13 protein-coding genes, 2 riboswitches and 1 other annotated feature are annotated in these 17116 nt (G+C 61.6%); of the genes, 8 read left to right on the forward strand and 5 right to left on the reverse strand.

Features of this window, described 5'->3' with window-relative positions:
- Positions 1-211: 211 nt before the first annotated feature.
- The 4 genes from B5F39_RS10095 to trkA all read right to left on the reverse strand — a co-directional run bounded on the left by B5F39_RS10095 (position 212) and on the right by trkA (position 7069).
- Entirely contained in the window at positions 212-1846 is a 1635-nt protein-coding gene (locus tag B5F39_RS10095) for a class I adenylate-forming enzyme family protein (protein WP_087366866.1), read from the reverse strand.
- 76 nt (positions 1847-1922) lie between these two features.
- Positions 1923-2184: a binding site (T-box leader), on the reverse strand.
- Positions 2185-2321: 137 nt separating this feature from the next.
- Positions 2322-4043 (reverse strand): adenosylcobalamin-dependent ribonucleoside-diphosphate reductase, encoded by a 1722-nt coding sequence (locus B5F39_RS10100; RefSeq protein WP_087366869.1) that lies wholly within the window; start codon positions 4041-4043, stop codon positions 2322-2324.
- Between the two features lie 199 nt (positions 4044-4242).
- The gene (locus B5F39_RS10105; protein ID WP_087366872.1) at positions 4243-5694 is read right to left on the reverse strand and encodes a potassium transporter TrkG; all 1452 of its coding nucleotides are present in this window, start codon (positions 5692-5694) and stop codon (positions 4243-4245) included.
- Positions 5695-5707: 13 nt separating this feature from the next.
- The gene (gene trkA, locus B5F39_RS10110) at positions 5708-7069 is read right to left on the reverse strand and encodes a Trk system potassium transporter TrkA (RefSeq protein ID WP_087366875.1); all 1362 of its coding nucleotides are present in this window, start codon (positions 7067-7069) and stop codon (positions 5708-5710) included.
- A gap of 158 nt (positions 7070-7227) precedes the next feature.
- A riboswitch (molybdenum cofactor riboswitch) is annotated at positions 7228-7348 on the forward strand.
- A 195-nt stretch (positions 7349-7543) separates the two neighbouring features.
- Positions 7544-7662, forward strand: a riboswitch (molybdenum cofactor riboswitch).
- Positions 7663-7749: 87 nt separating this feature from the next.
- Here trkA and B5F39_RS10115 point away from each other — a divergent pair.
- From B5F39_RS10115 to B5F39_RS10150, 8 genes are all read left to right on the forward strand, one after another.
- Entirely contained in the window at positions 7750-8601 is an 852-nt protein-coding gene (locus B5F39_RS10115) for a substrate-binding domain-containing protein (protein WP_087366878.1), read from the forward strand.
- A gap of 68 nt (positions 8602-8669) precedes the next feature.
- A complete protein-coding gene (locus B5F39_RS10120) occupies positions 8670-9365 on the forward strand; it encodes an ABC transporter permease (RefSeq protein ID WP_087366881.1) in 696 nt (231 codons plus the stop codon).
- Positions 9366-9427: 62 nt separating this feature from the next.
- Positions 9428-10267 carry a substrate-binding domain-containing protein gene (locus B5F39_RS10125; protein ID WP_087366885.1) on the forward strand — a complete coding sequence of 280 codons (840 nt, stop codon included), beginning with the start codon at positions 9428-9430 and terminating at the stop codon, positions 10265-10267.
- 51 nt (positions 10268-10318) lie between these two features.
- A complete protein-coding gene (locus B5F39_RS10130) occupies positions 10319-11338 on the forward strand; it encodes an ABC transporter ATP-binding protein (RefSeq protein WP_087366888.1) in 1020 nt (339 codons plus the stop codon).
- Positions 11339-11444: 106 nt separating this feature from the next.
- Positions 11445-13271, forward strand: coding sequence for a glutamine--fructose-6-phosphate transaminase (isomerizing) (glmS, locus tag B5F39_RS10135; protein WP_087366891.1), 1827 nt, complete (start codon positions 11445-11447; stop codon positions 13269-13271).
- A 53-nt stretch (positions 13272-13324) separates the two neighbouring features.
- Positions 13325-13663: a hypothetical protein gene (locus tag B5F39_RS10140; protein WP_143330716.1), complete on the forward strand. Its 339-nt coding sequence runs from the start codon at positions 13325-13327 to the stop codon at positions 13661-13663.
- On the forward strand, positions 13660-13923 hold the full coding sequence (locus B5F39_RS10145; RefSeq protein ID WP_087366898.1) for a GIY-YIG nuclease family protein: 264 nt from the start codon (positions 13660-13662) through the stop codon (positions 13921-13923). Before B5F39_RS10140 ends, B5F39_RS10145 begins: the two co-directional genes overlap by 4 nt.
- A gap of 89 nt (positions 13924-14012) precedes the next feature.
- Complete coding sequence (locus B5F39_RS10150; protein ID WP_087366900.1) at positions 14013-15299, forward strand: adenylosuccinate synthase; 1287 nt, start codon at positions 14013-14015, stop codon at positions 15297-15299.
- 214 nt (positions 15300-15513) lie between these two features.
- Here B5F39_RS10150 and B5F39_RS10155 read toward each other — a convergent pair whose 3' ends face one another.
- Positions 15514-16788, reverse strand: coding sequence for an MFS transporter (locus B5F39_RS10155; protein WP_087366902.1), 1275 nt, complete (start codon positions 16786-16788; stop codon positions 15514-15516).
- Positions 16789-17116: the final 328 nt, after the last annotated feature.

The following is a 17116-nucleotide window of genomic DNA, read 5'->3' on the forward strand; positions in this document are numbered from 1 at the left end:
TAACGGAAAGGCGGAAAACCCGCGCGGGAAGTGCAGCGAATATTTTTACGCGCCGCATAAGCGCCGTTCTCTGTAAGATTTTGCAAAGCGGCCGGCAGTGCATAACCGCAGGTACGGCGACTTCCCCATGAGGCCCCTTGGGCAGAGGCCTCACGGGGAAGTTGTGACCAGCTCTTTATCCTTGATGCAGCGGACGAACTTACAAGCGCGGCTAGCCGTTCGTCTGCTGCGCTACGAGGTTGTCGGCGCGGTACATGTGGCGCAGTTTCGGCTTTTCTATCTTGCCGGTCGGGTTGCGCGGGATGTCGGCGAATATTATGCGGCGCGGGCGCTTGTAGCGCGGCAGGGCCATGCAGTATTTTTCTACGTCCTCTTCCGTGCATTTCGCGCCCGGCTTGAGCTCTATTATCGCGGCGGCGATTTCGCCGAGACGCTTGTCGGGCAGGCCGATGACGGCTGCGTCTTTTACAGCGTCGTTGGCGCGCAGGAAGTCCTCTATCTGCACCGGATAGAGGTTCTCTCCGCCGCTGATTATAACGTCCTTCTTGCGGTCTACGAGGTAGATGAAGCCGTCTTCGTCCTGTCTCGCCATGTCTCCTGTCAGCAGCCAGCCGTTTTTGAGTACTTCCGCGGTCGCCTTCGGGTCGTTGTAGTAGCATTTCATGACGCCCGGGCCTTTGACTGCGAGCTCGCCGACTCTGCCGTCGGTTATCGCGTTTCCGTTAGCGTCTACGATTTTGACGCGCCAGCCGTAGCCGGGGACGCCTATCGCTCCGACCTTGTCTATGTTGCCGAGACCGAGGTGGACGCAGCCCGGGCCGATGGATTCGGAGAGGCCGTAGTTCGTGTCGTACTTGTGCTTGGGGAACACCTTGCGCCATCTCGTGATGAGGCTCGGCGGCACGGGCTGCGCGCCGATGTGCATGAGCCGCCACTGCGAGAGCTCGTAGTCGGCGAGGTTGATTCGCCCGTCGTCTATCGCGTCGAGAATGTCCTGCACCCACGGCACGAGCAGCCAGACGATGGTGCATTTTTCGTTCGAGACGGTCTCTATTATCGTCTTCGGGTCTGTGCCTTTGAGCAGTATCCCTTTGCTGCCCGATATAAGGCTGCCGAACCAGTGCATCTTCGCGCCCGTGTGGTAGAGCGGCGGTATGCAGAGGAATACGTCGTCGTGCGTCTGCCCGTGGTGCGCCTGCTCTACCTTCGCCGCGTGCATGAGCGCGCGGTGCGCGTGGAGTATGGCTTTGGGGAAGCCGGTCGTGCCGGATGAGAAGTATATCGCCGCGTCGTCGTCGTCTGAGAGCAGTATGCGCGGCGCGTAGCTGGAAAGGTTCGCGGCGAGGTGTACGTAGTTCTCCGCGAAGCGCGGGCAGCCGTCGCCGATGAAGAAGCGCAGCTTGACGCGCGGTATCTGGTCGCAGATGTCCTCGACGCGGCCTATGAACTCGGGGCCGAAGAAGAGCGCATCCACGTCGGCTAGTTCGAGGCAGTATTTTATCTCTTCCGCGGTGTAGCGGAAGTTCAGCGGCACGGCGATGGCGCCGGTCTTGAGTATGCCGAAGTAGACGGGCAGCCATTCGAGGCTGTTCATCATGAGGATGGCGACCTTGTCGCCCTTTTTGATGCCGCGCGAGAGCAGCAGGTTGGCGCAGCGGTTGGCCTTCTCGTCGAATACGCCCCAGGTTATCTCGCGGCGGTAGCTCTCCGTAGGGCTGGACTCTATAAGCTCATATTCTTTCCACGTGACGCGGCGGATTTCCTTGACTTCGGGGTTGATCTCGACGAGCGCCGTCTCGTGGCAGAATTCGTGCGCGTTGCGCTCAAGCAGGTCGGTAATAGGCATTGCTGTTCTCCTCCTAAAAGTTTTCTTTTTCTTCCTTTTTCGGAGCGGCGGCAATAAAAAAGCCCGCCCTCCCTAATCAGAGGACGGGCTTTGAATCCCGTGGTACCACCTCAGTTTGGCGCTCCCTCGCGGAACGCGCCCTCGTCGGGTACGGGCCGAAGCCGGATACCCTGTCCGCTTTTACGGGCGGACCCGTCGCAGCCTACTGAAATTCAAAGATCCGTTCGGTGCGCCGCTCTTGGAATGTATTTCGGCCCGTCCCTCCGCCGCCTTACACCGACCGGCGGCTCTCTGCGGGAGCGGCTGCGGGCTTACTTCTTTCCCGTCTTCGCGTTTGGCCTATATCACCGCATGATATTGTGGCGCGTAAGCGGCGGAATGTCAAGCCTTCGCCCGAAGCGCAGCGGCTGACTGCCGGCATAAAAAACAGCCCCGTCTCTGCGGCGGGGCTGTCTGGTTTCTGTTTCGCGCGGGGTTAATCTTTCGGCCTTTTCAGCACGAAGCGGAATCTCGGCTCCGCGGCCGGGGCTCCGTGAGCGGCCGGCACCGGCTCGGCGGCTTTTGCGGCTCCGGCGCTTTCGGTCAGGGATTCGGCCTTTTTCTCGTCCTCTTTCCTGTAGAGCACCTGGCTCGACTTGGAGCCGTCGCGGTAGACCGTGATGCCTTTGCAGCCCTCTTTCCACGCGAGGATGTAGGCGTCGAGTACGTCGCGCACCGTGCATTCGTGACGGAGGTTGACGGTCTTTGAGACCGCTAGGTCGGTGTAGCGCTGGAATACGCCCTGCGTCCTGACGTGCGCCGAGGGGGAGACGTCGTGCGATGTGACGAAGACCTTTTTAAGCTCCTCTTCGGGCATTCCTTCCTTGATCGCCTGCTCGTACCAGCGGTTGCGCTGCTTCATGACGACCTTCGTGCCGTCTATCTGAGTGCGCACGCGCGTGTGCTCGAGCGCGAAGAGCGGCTCGATGCCCGACGAGCAGTTCGCGAGCAGCGCTATCGTACCGGTGGGCGCGATGCAGGTGAGCGTCGCGTTGCGGCGGCCGAGGTGCGCGAGCGGCTCTGGGACGCCTTTTTCTTTGCCGAGCTCAACGGAGACTTCGTGCGCCGTACTCTGTATCGTGCTCATCAGCTCGGCGGCGAGGGCGTAGGCCTCTTCGCTGTCGTATGGTATCCTGAGGCGGAAGAGCAGGTCGGCCCAGCCCATTATGCCGAGGCCTATCTTGCGCGTGAGCTTCACAGCCGCCGCTATCTCGGGCAGCGGGTAGTGGTTGACGTCGATGACGTCGTCGAGGAAGCGCGTTGCGACCACGGTGACCTGCTTCAGCATGTCGAAGTCGAATTTACCGTCCTTGACCATCGCGGCTACGTTTATCGAGCCGAGGTTGCATGCCTCGTTCGGATAGAGCGGGGACTCGCCGCACGGGTTCGTGCTTGAGAGCTCGCCGAGGTTCGGCGTCGTGTTGCCGCGGTTTATCGCGTCGAGGAAGATTATCCCCGGGTCGCCGGTGCGCCAGGCGGAGTCCGCTATCTCCTCGAGAAGCGCGGCCTCTTCGCCGTGCGGGTCGGTGACGGCCTTCTCCATGAAGCCGTCGAATACGCCGACGGAGATGTTGAAGTTCGTTATAGTGCCGTCCTTGTCCTTGCAGTGGATGAATTTCCTGATGTCGGGGTGGTCGATGTTGAGTATCCCCATGTTCGCGCCGCGTCTCATCCCGCCCTGCTGTACGGTCTCGGTCGCCTTGTCGAAGAGTCCCATGAAGGAGACCGGGCCGGAGGCGCGTCCGTTCGTGCTGTTGACCTTAGATCCTTCGGGGCGGAGCTTCGAGAAGTTGAATCCGGTGCCGCCTCCGCTCTTGTGTATGAGCATCTGCTTGCGCAGCGCCTCGCATATGCTTTCCATCGAATCTTCGACGCCGATGACGAAGCAGGCCGCGAGCTGACCGTGCGGCGCGGGACGTCCGGCGTTCATGAGGGTCGGGCTGTTGGGGAGGAAGAGAAGCGACGCCATAACGTCGTAGAACTCGTCCGTCCACTTGTACTGCTGAGCGAGGGTCTCCTCCGCCGCGGCGACGTTCTTCGCCACACGGACGAGCATCTCCTCGGGTTTTTCCACGGGGTTTCTGTTCTCGTCGCGCCACAGGTAGCGGTCGCGCAGAATGTCCTTCGCTGATGGGCTGAACGCCGGTTTTATGAGCATAATAGAGAACCTCCAATAAAATGCACAAAGGAGCAGATTTTAATATTCAAGAGCCGCGGCCTCCCGGCCGTCCGGCTCGTCTATAATATCATAAATTTCTGTGTTGAAAAGGTTGAAGACACTAGATATATTGACATCTTATCCACCGCGACACTATCCATAGTGTGGCTAATTGTGTGGATAATATGCGGCGCCCCTTCTATCTGCGCCACAGCCCGCGCGTGAAGAGCGCGAGCAGTGTGTATATCTCGAGCCTGCCGCAGAGCATGTCGAATGTGTAGACCCACTTGGCTAGCGGAGCCTGGTCGGCGAAGTTCTCCACGGGGCCGACGTCGGCTAGCCCCGGGCCGACGTTGCTCAGCGTCGCGGAGACGGCGCTGATGGACGTCACTATGTCGTTGCCGGTGAGGCTCACTAACAGCGCGGAGAGTCCCCATATCATGAAGTAGACGGCGATGAAGCAGGAGGCCGACGATACCATCTGCGGGCTGACCGTCTTATCCCCCTGGCGCACTACGACGACGGCTTTCGGATGGACGAGCCTTTTCAGCTCTCCGAAGGCGGCCTTGATGACTATCTGGAAGCGCACGCATTTTATCGCTCCCGCCGTAGAGCCCGCGCAGCCGCCTATCATCATTATCGCGAGCAGCACGAGCTGCGTGAAGTATGGCCACTTGGCGTAGTCCGCCGTTATGAAGCCCGTCGTCGTTATGACGCTGACGACCTGGAAGGAGCTGAAGCGCAGCGCGTCCCAGAAGCTTGCGTATTCGCCCTCCCAGAGCAGACGCGCGCATATCAGCACCGTCGCCGTGACGACGACCCCGGTGTAGAAGAGGAACTCCGGCTCTTTGTACGGCTTGAGCGACCGCGCGCGCAGCGCGGCGAGGTGCAGCGTGAAGTTCGCGCCGCAGGCGAACATCAGGAAGAGCAGCACGTAGTCTATGTAGGCCGAGTCGTAGTGCGCGACGCTGGCCGTGTGGGTGGAGAAGCCGCCCGTCGAGACGGCGGCGAAGGAGTGCGCTATCGCGTTGTAGAAATCCATCTCGCCAGCCATCAGCAGCGCGACGCCGGCTATAGTGAAGCCGACGTAGATCTTCCACAGCGTCATCGCCATGTCGGTGATTCGAGGGCTGACCTTCTCCAGGCTCGGCCCGGGGCTCTCGGCCTTGAAGAGATAGGTCATGTTGCCGCCGAGCAGCGGCAGCATGGCTATTACGAGGACGACTATCCCCATGCCGCCGAGCCAGTGCGTAGTCGCGCGCCACATCAGTATGCCGCGCGGTATCGGCTCGAGCACGGGTATGACGGAAGCCCCCGTCGTCGTGAAGCCCGACATGGCCTCGAAGTAGGCGTCGGTGAAGGACGGTATCGTTCCGTCGAAGATGTAGGGCAGGCAGCCGACGAAAGAGGCCGCGATCCACGCGAGGGAGACGCAGGCTATAGCCTCGCGCGCGCCCATGTCTCCGCGCCGGGCGCCGCGCCCTGCGGCGGCGAGCGCCGCAGCGAGCGCCATCCCTATCGCGCCGGAGAGCAGGAATGCCCTCACGTCGCGCGTGCCGTCGGCGACGGCCCATATGAACGGGAAGCCCATCGAGGCTGTGACGGTGAAGGTTATCATTGCCAGGAACCTGGCGACTATGGCGTAATGCAAGACGCGCCTCCGCCTATCCGAGTATGCCGAGCGCCGTCTCCATGGAGGAGGCCGTGCCGAATATGACTACCTTGTCTCCGCCGCGCAGCTCCGTCTGCCCGGTCGGTATCAGCAGCTCGCCGCCGCGGTCGAGCAGCCCTATCAGCGAGCCGGCCGGCATCCGCAGCTCCATGAGCTTTTTGCCGGCGGCGGGCGAATCGGGGGCGATGGTGGTCTCGACGGCCTCGGCGCTTATCTCCTCGAGGACCGTCAGAACCTTCGAGGTGCCGGGGTAGCGGACGCTGCGCGTTATCACGTCGGCGAGCGTCTGGTTGCGGTTCACTATGGCGTCCACGGGGATGTAGTTCGTCATGCCGAGGTAGTTGTGGTTGCGCACGACTGCGATGCTCTTCGATACGCCGAGAGTCTTTGCGAGCACCGCGAGCATCAGGTTCGTCTCGTCGTGCTCCGTCGCCGCGACGCAGCCGTCGGCGTCGGTTATCCCCTCGGATTTCAGAAATTCCGCGTCGGAGCCGTCGCCGCATAAAATCATCGCGCGAGGCAGCTCTCCGGCGAATTTCTCGCACTTCGCGCGGTCCTCGTCAACGATGCGAAGGTCTATGCCCGGTATGTGCGCGAGCAGACGCTCCGCCGTCTGGTGGCCTATCTTGCCCGCGCCTATGACGAAGACCCTTTTCAGCCGCTTCGACTTCGCCGGCTGAAAGAGGCGCTCTATCTCGAAGATCTGCGAGCGGTAGCACATCGTGTAGCAGAGGTCGCCGGGGCGCAGCTCGTAGGAGGCCTTCGGGACGAAGGAGTCCTCGCCGCTCTTTACCCAGACGACGAGCATTATCATATTCGGGTTCCGCTTGCGTATCTCGTAGAGCGGCAGGCCGCAGAGCTGCGAGTCCTGCGCGACGCGGAAGAGATATATCCCGGCGCGCCCGCCCGCGATCTCCGTCGCGTGGAGCGCGGCGCGCACCTCGAGCAGCTCTTCTATGTCCTTCGCTACGGAGCGCTCGGGAGAGACCAGCATGTCGATGCCTAGGTCCTTCGCCCAGCTCTCGTTGTCGGTGAACTCGAGGCCGACCGCGCGCGCTATCACATGAGGCACGCCGGAGCGCTTCGCTATCCAGCAGGCCATGAGGTTCACCTCGTCCCTGTTGGTGCAGGCGATGAGCATCATCGCGTCGGAGCGGCCGCCCTCTATGCCAGCCTTCGCGAGAACGCTGGGGCGCGCCCCGTTGCCCTTGACCACCATGACGTCGAGCGACTCCTCAGCCTGCGCAGCGCGCGCATCGTCCTCCTCGACCAGCACGATGTCGTGTCCGTCGGAAGACAGGTTTTTCGCTACGCTGTATCCGACCTCACCAGCTCCGACTATTACGATGCGCACCTCAGATCTCTCCCTCTGGACGGATGAATTTGCTACAGTATATGATATTTTCTGTTTATTGCAAATTTCGCGCCCGTGCAGTTTTACCTATGTTTTACACGCGCGCGGCGCGCTTGTGTTTTGAGGCCGTTCATTGTAAGATTAAAGCGCTGGTTGAGATTTGGACGGTTCTCCGAGCCTGCCGCGCCTAAGGGCGAAAGCCTAGGGACTTCAGGCCGTCAGGGTCGCTTTCGGAAACGGGGCGGCCTCCCTCTGGAAAGGTGAACGGCGGATTGTATTTCACAAGGGCCGTGCTCTGGAGAGGACGGTCCTTTTCTTTTATCAGAGCTTCACACATTTTTCCCCGCCGGGCGCGGACGACCCCAACGTCTCGCGCCCGGTTGTGTTCTTTTTCGTTTTATTCTGTGGTACAAAAGAAGCTAAATAGTGTAAAATAACCGCGACGGGCGTCTCTCGCGCGCTTTTGCGCGGACGGGCGCGGTACGTCCCTGAATCCGGCCTTTCTAAAGCTTTCGCCATGAGCGCCGGACGTCAGGGCGGCGATGGAAACGTCGCCGTCTCCCGCTGCGGAAAGGGGACTTCACGCTTCTTGCCGGGATTCACGGCGAATTCCTCCTTTTCGTGACGTGCATAGAGGGCTGTAAACGCAGCATAAATCTCACGAGGAGGGGTTTATACCCATGCGTATCAACAAAAAGTTTTCCGTGACCGCTCTTCTGCTCGCCGTCTGCGTGCTGGCTTTCGCATCGCTCGCCGGCGCCGAAGACAAGGCTCCGGTGCTCAGAATGGCGACGACTACAAGCACCGACGACACCGGGCTGCTCGACTATCTCGCGCCGCTCTGCCTCAAGGATACCGGCATCGACGTGCAGTGGGTCGCCGTCGGCACAGGCAAGGCTCTTGAGTACGGGCGCAACGGCGACGTAGACGTCGTGCTGACGCACGCGCCGTCGCAGGAGGACAAGTTCGAGGCCGAGGGTTACGGCGTGGACCGCCGCAAGGTCATGCACAACGACTTCGTCCTCATCGGCCCCGCGGGCGACCCCGCCGGCGTGAAGGGCAAGCCCGTTACCGAAGCTCTCGCGGCGATAGCGGCGAAGCAGCAGAAGCTCGTCAGCCGCGCCGACAAGTCCGGCACGCACACGGCCGAGCTCGCGCTTCTGGCGAAAGCCGGAGTGAAGGATTTCGACAAGGCTCCGTGGTACGTGCAGACCGGGCAGGGGATGCTCAAAACGATCAACATCGCAGAGGAGCAGGGCGGCTACGCGCTCACCGACCGCGGCACCTTCATCAAGTACGAGGCCGGCCTCAACGGACGTGAGGGACTCGTCATCATCTGCGAGGGCGACGACGAACTGCTCAACAAGTACAGCATCATGGCGGTCAACCCCGAGAAACACCCCGAAGTCAAGTACGACCTCGCGGTAAAGTACATCGAGTGGATCACCTCGCCGAAGGCTCAGAAGGATATCGCGGACTTCAAGGTCGAGGGCAAGCAGCTCTTCTTCCCCGACGCGGTCCCCGCGAAATAGCGTTTTAAGGCATAACGGGCGCGCCGCCTTTTTCGCGGCGCGTCTTCGCGTATAAGCGCGTTTTTTAGATGGACTTCATAGCCGAAGGTTTTATACAGGCTTTCAGAATGCTCCTCGCAATGGACGAGGAGACGTGCGTCATCGTCGCGACGACCTTCAAGCTGACGGCGCTGTCGATGGCAGGCGTGCTGCTCTTCGGCCTTCCGGCGGGCTTCCTTCTCGGATATTTCGACTTTCCCGGAAAGCGAGCCGTGCGCACGGTGACTGACACTCTGCTCGCGCTTCCGACAGTCGTCATAGGGCTGCTGGTCTACGCCTTCATCTCGCGGCGCGGGCCGCTCGGAGACATGGAGCTGCTCTTCACGATACGCGGCATGGCTATAGGACAGGTGATACTCGGCACGCCGATAGTCGCGGCCTACACCGCGGCGGCGATAGAGGGGCTCGACAGCCGCCTGCGTCAGACTCTCATGACGCTCGGAGCGTCGGGCGGCAGGCTCGCGCTCGCGAGTTTATGGGAGGCGCGCTTCATGATACTCGTCGCGGCTCTCACGGCATTCGGGCGCATCGTCGGCGAGGTCGGCTCCGCGATGATGCTCGGCGGCAACATCAAATGGCACACGCGCACGATAACGACCGCGATAACGCTCGAGACCGGCAAGGGCGAGTTCGCGCTCGGAATAGCGCTCGGCGTCATTCTCATACTTATTTCGCTTCTTCTCAACATTTCGCTGACTTTCCTGCGCCGCAGGAGCCAGAATTGAATCTCAGGAGCCAGAATTGAATCTTCATAAAATACTGTACTACGGAGGGTGTTACCATAACTATGAAACAGTTCGCAATAGCTCTCGCAGCTCTTATGATATGCTCCCCGGCCTTCGCCGGGACGGTAAGGCTTTCAAGCACCATCGGCCCGGTCGACGCCGGCATAATCCCGCTGCTCGCCGATACATACACGGCTGAGACCGGGACGGAGTTCGTCATCGAAAAGGCGGGGACCGGCGCCACTCTCGAAAAGGCGAAGAGCGGCAACTTCGACATGGTCGTCGTCCACGCGCGCGCCCTCGAAGACAAATTCATCGCCGAGGGGTACGGGCAGAACCGCCGAGACGTAATGTACAACGACTTCGTCATCCTCGGCCCGCAGGACGACCCCGCCGGAATCAAGGGAATGAAATCCGCCGCCGGGGCGTTTAAGAAAATAGCGGCGTCAGGCGCTGAGTTCGTCAGCCGCGGAGACATGTCGGGCACGCACGTCGCCGAAACGAACGTATGGAAAGCCGCGGGAATCACGCCGGACGGAGAAAAGGACGCGTGGTATACTGTGTTCTCGCTAGGCAAGCTCGGCAACGGACATACGACGGAATTTGCGGACAGGCGCGGAGCCTATACGCTGATGGACCGCGCGACTTACCTGACGAAGAAGGATAAAATCGCCATAGTCCCGCTTGTCGAGGGCGACCCGATACTGCTCAACCTCATCGCCGCCATCGAGGTAAGCCCGAAGCGTTTTCCGAACGTCAACAATAAGGACGCCGCCGCCTTCATCGACTGGCTCTGCGGAGACGAGGCGCAGACGATAATAAAGGACTTCAAAGTCGATCAGTACGGCGAACCGCTCTTCTTCCCGAACTCGGACGAATGGAACAAAAAGCACGGAAAATAACGTCCGCGAAACGGAGGCGGGCGGATTTTCCCGCCGTACCCTGAACGCACGATGAACTCCCTGCTTTACGAAATTCATAATCTCAAGCAGAGCTACGAAAAGGGACGCCCGAATCTCGACATTTCGGAGCTTTCCATAGAGCGCGGCGCCGTCACTGGAATCGTCGGGCCGAACGGCTGCGGCAAATCCACGCTGCTGAAGGCGCTCGCTTTTCTAATCCCGGCCTCGGGCGAGATAATTTTCGACGGACGTCCCGCGGCCGGGCGCGAGCGCGAGATTCGGCGCGAGGTTACATATCTGCTGCAGGAGCCGTATCTTCTGAAACGCTCCGTATTCGAGAACGTCGCCTACGGGCTGAGGCTGCGCGGCATGGAGAAAGCGCGGCTCGATACGCGCGTGCGCGAGAGCCTCGAGGCCGTCGGCCTCGCGCCCGGGGAGTTCGCGCCGCGTCCGTGGTACAGGCTCTCGGGCGGCGAGGCGCAGCGCGTCGCGCTCGCGGCGCGGCTCGCTCTGAGGCCGAAGGCGCTGCTGCTCGACGAGCCGACGGCGAACGTGGACGAGGCGAGCGCGCAGCTCGTGATGGAGGCCGCCGTGCGCGCCGCGCGCGAGCACGGGGCCGCGGTCGTGGTATCGACGCACGACACGGCGTGGCTTTACGAGACGGCCTCGAAGGTCGCCGGCATGTACGGAGGCCGCATCGCGGGCGGCGGCGCGGAGAACGTCTTCCGCGGCGGCTGGACGCGCTGCGGCGGGCTTATGACGCGCCCCTTCCCGGGCGGTCAGGCGCTATTCGCGTGGCCCGGCCCTTCGGCGCGCGCCGCGGCGCTCAGCCCTTCGGACATAACCGTTTCCACGGAGATCCCGCCGCGCGCTGAGGATACGAACGTCCTGCGCGGCGTCGTCTCTCAGCTCACGCTCGAGCGCGCGACGGGGCGGGTGCTGCTCTCCGCCGACGTTTCTGGCTGTTCGGTGAAGGCGCGCCTTTCCGCCGGCGACGCGGCGCTTTCGGCCCTTTCGCCCGGCTCCGAGGTTTTCCTCTCCTTTTCATATTCCGCGCTCCGCTGGCTCTGATCGCGTCAAGTGTACGCGATTGCGCGCCGTGCGCTAACATGATATAAAATAGCGTAGGTTTTGACACGACTGCCGCCATTTGCATAAAGCGAAAGGATGATCATATATGTGCGGGATTATGGGATACGTCGGAGACAGAGACACGACGCGGATAATTCTCGAAGGACTTGCGAAGCATGAATACAGAGGTTACGACTCGGCCGGCATAGCGGTTATAAAGGACGGCAAAATTTCCGAGCTGCGCACCGTGGGGCGCGTCGCGCAGCTCGCAGAGAAGGTCGCCGCCGCGGGGCTGACCGGCGACATCGGCATAGGCCACACGCGCTGGGCGACGCACGGCGGCGTGACGGAGACGAACGCGCATCCGCACATCTCGAGCGACGACCGCGTGGTGCTCGTCCACAACGGCATCATAGAGAACGCGCGCGAGATACGGGCCGAGCTCGAGGCGAAGGGGATAAAATTCCACACGGAGACCGACACGGAGTCAGCCGTGCAGTATCTCGGCTACGTCTACGACGGCGACCCGAAGGAGGCGATAGTGAAGCTGACCGCGCGCATACGCGGCGCCTTCGCCCTCGTCATCATGTTCTACGACAAGCCGCGCGAGATATGGGTCGCGCGCAAAGGCTCGCCGCTCGTCGTCGGACACGCGGGTAACGAGGGCTTCTGCGCCTCCGACCCTACCGCGCTGCTTGAGTTCACTCACGACGTGTGGTTCATGGACGACGACGAAATGGCTCAGATAACGCGCGAGGGATGCCGCTTCTTCGATTTCTCGGGAGCGGAGCACGAAAAGGCGTCGATGCACCTCGACTGGGACGCCGCTATGACGAACCGCGGCAAGTATCCGCATTTCATGCTCAAAGAGATTCACGAACAGCCGGACGTAGTCGCCCACACTCTTTTGGGCCGCGTCGCCGACGACGCCGTGGACCTGAGCCGCGAGCTTTCGTGGACGCCGGACGAGGCCGCGCAGTGGAAGCGCATCCACTTCGTCGCCTGCGGCACCTCGCACTACGCGACGATAGTCGCTCAGCATATAATGGAAACCTTCGGCAACTTCGAGATACGCACGGAAGTCGCCTCTGAATACCGCTACAGGAATATCCCGACCGGGCCGGACACGCTGGCGGTCTTCGTATCGCAGTCCGGCGAAACGGCGGACACGCTGCACGCGGCGCGCCTGGCGAAGTCGCGCGGAGCGAAGTGCCTCGTAATCACCAACGTGCGCGGCTCTACGATACACCGCGAAGTCGGCGACGCGCTGATAACGCCAGCCGGGCCGGAAATAGGCGTAGCGGCGACCAAGACGTTCACCGCGCAGATAACGATACTGACGCTGCTCGGCCTCTACCTCGCGAAGCTGCGCGGCGAGCTCGACCCGAACACGGAGCGCCGCCTCGTCTCAGCCCTCATGGACATACCGGGCAAACAGGCGGCGATGCTCGACCGCGAACGCGAGATAGAGCTGCTCGCCCGCGACTTCGCCGACGCGCGCGGATTCTTCTTCATCGGGCGCGGCATAGCCTACCCGCCGGCGCTCGAGGGCGCGCTCAAGCTCAAGGAGATATCCTACCTCCACGCTGAAGCCTATCCGGCGGGCGAGATGAAGCACGGGCCGATAGCCCTGCTCGACAAAGAGCTGCCGGTCGTCGCGCTCGTGCCGAAGAACGAGCTGTGGGAAAAGACCATATCCAACATCGAAGAATCCATGGCGCGCAAATCTCCGATAATCGCGCTAGCGACCGAGGGCGACGACCAGATCTGCCACTACACGCGCAACGTCATCTTCACGCCGGAGACGGAGCCGGAGCTCTTCCCCTTCGTCGCGGTCGTGCCGCTCCAGCTCTTCGCCTACTACATCGCGCGCCAGCGCGGCTGCGACATCGACATGCCCCGCAACCTCGCCAAGAGCGTCACGGTGGAATAAAAACCGCGGGCGGGGCCGCGCCCCGCCCATTTTTTGAGAAAAACATGATCCATGTGAAACGTAAAAAAATCGCGGCGATGACGCTTGCGCTCATCCTCATATTCCAGACGCCGCTCTGCGCGCCGGCGCACGCGTTTTTCGCGCCCGGCCTGCTGCCAGAGATAAACCTTGCGCGCGGCTGGGACGGTTCGGACTGGTTCGAACTCCTGGCGCACTTCTCGGCCTTCACCGGGCTCTCCTACTGGATAGGCTCGTCGGTTCACGACGCTTATGTCACGGTGAGCGGCATAGAAGACCTCTGGGACCTCCTGTCGCTCCTCTTCCGCCACGGGCTTATACCGCGCTGGTATTACGAGTTTGCGCCTGAGCCGCCAGGCTCGTTCTCGATATGAGGCCCTGCGCCTACATACTGCTCTGCGCCGACGGCACGCTCTACACTGGATGGACCAACGACGTGGAAAAGCGGCTGGCGGCGCACAACGCCGGACGCGGCGCGAAATACACGCGCGGGCGCAGGCCGGTGAGGCTGCTCTACGCCGAGGAATGCGCGAGCAGAAGCGAAGCGATGAGCCGCGAAGCCGCGATAAAAAAGCTAACGCACGAAGAGAAGCTCTTGTTAAGCGAAGGTAAAAATACAACGGCGCGCGCTTGATAATTTCAGCGCCAGTGATTACAATAACAAAGTTTGGGCCTAATAGTAAGGGCCGCGAAAATTAAGGCAGCATAAAGAGGTGTATCGCAATGAAGGGACGCACTGACATAGTCATAGGAGTGCAATGGGGCGACGAAGGCAAAGGCCGCGTCGTGGACGTCCTCGCCGCGGACGCCGGAGTGGTCGTGCGCTATCAGGGCGGGGCCAACGCCGGACACACCGTCGTCGTGGACAACGAGAAGTACGTCTTTCATCTGCTCCCCTCCGGCATACTCTACCAAGGGAAAAGCTGCGTGATAGGAAACGGCGTCGTCGTAGACCCCGATACGCTCTTTGAAGAGCTAGACGGCCTCGCCGCGCGCGGCAAAAAAACGGCGAAGCTCGTCGTCAGCCACGCGGCGCACATCGTCATGCCATATCATAAGATAATAGACAGGCTGGCCGAGGGAGCGCGCTCCGAAGGCACGAAGATAGGCACCACGGGCCGCGGCATCGGCCCCTGTTACGCCGACAAATACGAGCGCATAGGCATCCGCGCGGAAGACCTCGTCAACCCCGAAGTCCTGCGCGACAAGCTCACGCGCACGCTCAAGATCAAAAACGACATACTCACGAAAATATACGGCGCCGAGCCGCTTGACTTCGGCGAAATATACGAAAAGGCGCTCGCGTGGGGCCGCCGCATCGAGCCGATGCTCGGCGACGCCTTCCTTGAAATAGACGAAGCCGTGAAAAGCGGCGGAAACGTCCTCTTTGAAGGCGCGCAGGCGACGCTCCTCGACATCGACCACGGAACGTACCCCTTCGTCACCAGCTCGAGCCCCTGCGCCGGCGGCGCATGCACCGGCTCGGGCTTCGGCCCGTCGCGCATAGACCGCGTCATAGGCGTCGCGAAAGCATACTGCACCCGCGTCGGCGAAGGCCCCTTCCCGACCGAAGAAAACGGCGAGGCCGGCGAAACGCTGCGCCAGAAAGGCGGCGAATTCGGCGCTACGACGGGACGTCCGCGCCGCTGCGGCTGGTGCGACCTCGTGGCGGTCGACTACGCGGTCAAGGTCAACGGCCTCGACGGCATAGCGCTGACTAAGCTCGACGTGCTCGACGAATTCGACGAGATAAAAATCTGCACGGCCTACGAAATAGACGGAAAGATCAGAAAGACCTTCCCGAGCAGCTGCGCGGAGCTCGCGAAAGCCAAGCCCGTATACGAAACGCTGCCCGGCTGGAAGTGCGACATATCGAAATGCCGCAGCTTCGACGAACTGCCGCAGGCCGCGCGCGACTACGTAAAATACATCGAAGACAAAGCGGAGACCCCCGTCGTCCTGATAGGCGTGGGCGCGGGCCGCGAAGACACTATACGCCGCGGGCTGTAAGGTTCGCCCGCAGCAAGCCGCACAGATAAGCCAAAGGCCGCCCGCGTGGCGGCCTTTTCACGTTCGATAGGCGTATGGCATGTTTTTATGCTATTTCAACTTTTACATAAAAACTTCGTCGTCCCGCGTATGTCCTGTGCGAGATTTCTAATTTTGCCGTGCCGGTCCGGTCACACTGCCCGGGGCGCGCCGCTTAGTCCGTACGGCGTCCTTTTCAGCGGCTTTTCGTCAAGCCGGCCTGCGCTATCCATTCCTTCAGCACATTCTTCTTACGGCGCAGGGTAAGGAACAGCAGAAGCGCGGCACAGAGGCCGCAGCACGGATACCCGGCCCAACCGCCGAAAGTCTGCATTACGGAGCCCGCGAAAAAATTCCCGAGCGGCAGAGAGCCCTGCGTTAGGAACGTGTAGACGCTCATCACGCGGCCGCGGTACTCGTCCGGCGTATGCACCTGAAATATGGAATTTCCGGCGTTGAGGAAAACGAGATTGAAAAATCCTATCGCGGCGACGAAAAGATAAGCCGTACCTCTGTTCCACGCGAAAAGCATCAGCAGATGCGCGAACAGCGTCGCGGCGGCTCCGGCGGGAAGCAGCCACTTCTTCTCGCCGCTCTTCGCGAGCGAGGCCATCGTCACGGCTCCGGCGAGCGACCCCGCGCCCATCGCCGAGAGCATACCGGTGTACGCGTCGGCCCCCATTTCGAGCACCGTCTTGGTGAACACAGGAACCATCACCTCGCCGTTCAGCGCGAACGTGCAGACCACAGCGAGGAAAGTCGCGTTTATCGAAAGAGTCTCGTCCCTGCGGATATAGTTGATCCCCTCAAAAACCTCGCGGAGTACGCTGCGCCTCTTCGGCGCAGGAAGGGCCTTCGGCTCAACCGTCCGCAGCCGCGTCAGGCTGAAAAGCACGGCGAGGAAGCTCACGGCGTTCAGCATGAAGCACACTCCGGCTCCGAACTCCATCATCACAGCTCCGGCGAGCGCGGGGCCGACGATGCGCGCGAGGTTGACTATCGACGAGTTGAGCGACACGGCGTTCATAACGTCCTGCCTGCCGACCAGGCAGACGAAGAAAGAGAGGCGCGCGGGGACGTCGATTGTGGTGGTGATTCCGAGGAATACGCAGAGCGCCAGAAGCTGCCAGTAATGCGCGGAGCCGGAGAAGGCGAGCGCCGCGAGCGCGACCGCCTGCAGCATGAGCAGGGATTGCGTGACTATGAGGATCTTGCGCTTAGGAAAGCGGTCCACTATCGCGCCGGCGAAGAGTGTGAAAAGCAGCATAGGCATGAACTGCGCGACGCCGACGAGGCCGACGAGGAACGGCGAGTCCGTCATCGTATAGACGAGCCACATCAGAGCCGTCCTCTGCATCCACGTGCCGAGCAGCGAAACGCACTGCCCGGTCCAGAATATGCGGAAGTCCCTGTGCTTGAGCGACGCGAAGACATTGTCCAGAAGGGCCGCGCCCTTCTTCCTGAGCGGCATTGCCGCACCTCCTCCCATACGCGCGGCGGCGTGAAAACCGCGTTGCTTTATTATATACCGATTAGACGGAAAAGCCGAAACCGCCGGCGCCGCGCTTCTGCGGCGGCGGGAGCGCACGGCGCGCGGCTTCGCCTCTTGATTTTCACGCCCAGGCGGAAAACGGCGCCGCCGGATGCCGCGTCAAGCGCTTCATGACTGGGGGCCGCCGGTCCCCAAACTGCCATAAACGCCGGCGAACGTCCCGTGCTCCGCCGCGCGCCGCTGATGGGAGCGCGTTTTTTGCGGCGCTCGCCGCCTCCGACGCGGAGCGCAAGCGGAGTACGGCGCG

The sequence above is a fragment of the Cloacibacillus sp. An23 genome, assembly GCF_002159945.1.
GTDB lineage: Bacteria > Synergistota > Synergistia > Synergistales > Synergistaceae > Caccocola.

Coding starts and splice junctions, on each gene's coding strand:
- B5F39_RS10125 (WP_087366885.1), top strand. CDS start 9,428: ATGAAACAGTTCGCAATAGCTCTCGCAGCTCTTATGATATGCTCCCCG.
- B5F39_RS10115 (WP_087366878.1), top strand. CDS start 7,750: ATGCGTATCAACAAAAAGTTTTCCGTGACCGCTCTTCTGCTCGCCGTC.
- B5F39_RS10150 (WP_087366900.1), top strand. CDS start 14,013: ATGAAGGGACGCACTGACATAGTCATAGGAGTGCAATGGGGCGACGAA.
- B5F39_RS10095 (WP_087366866.1), bottom strand. CDS start 1,846: ATGCCTATTACCGACCTGCTTGAGCGCAACGCGCACGAATTCTGCCAC.
- glmS (WP_087366891.1), top strand. CDS start 11,445: ATGTGCGGGATTATGGGATACGTCGGAGACAGAGACACGACGCGGATA.
- B5F39_RS10145 (WP_087366898.1), top strand. CDS start 13,660: ATGAGGCCCTGCGCCTACATACTGCTCTGCGCCGACGGCACGCTCTAC.
- B5F39_RS10100 (WP_087366869.1), bottom strand. CDS start 4,043: ATGCTCATAAAACCGGCGTTCAGCCCATCAGCGAAGGACATTCTGCGC.
- B5F39_RS10130 (WP_087366888.1), top strand. CDS start 10,319: ATGAACTCCCTGCTTTACGAAATTCATAATCTCAAGCAGAGCTACGAA.
- B5F39_RS10155 (WP_087366902.1), bottom strand. CDS start 16,788: ATGCCGCTCAGGAAGAAGGGCGCGGCCCTTCTGGACAATGTCTTCGCG.
- B5F39_RS10120 (WP_087366881.1), top strand. CDS start 8,670: ATGGACTTCATAGCCGAAGGTTTTATACAGGCTTTCAGAATGCTCCTC.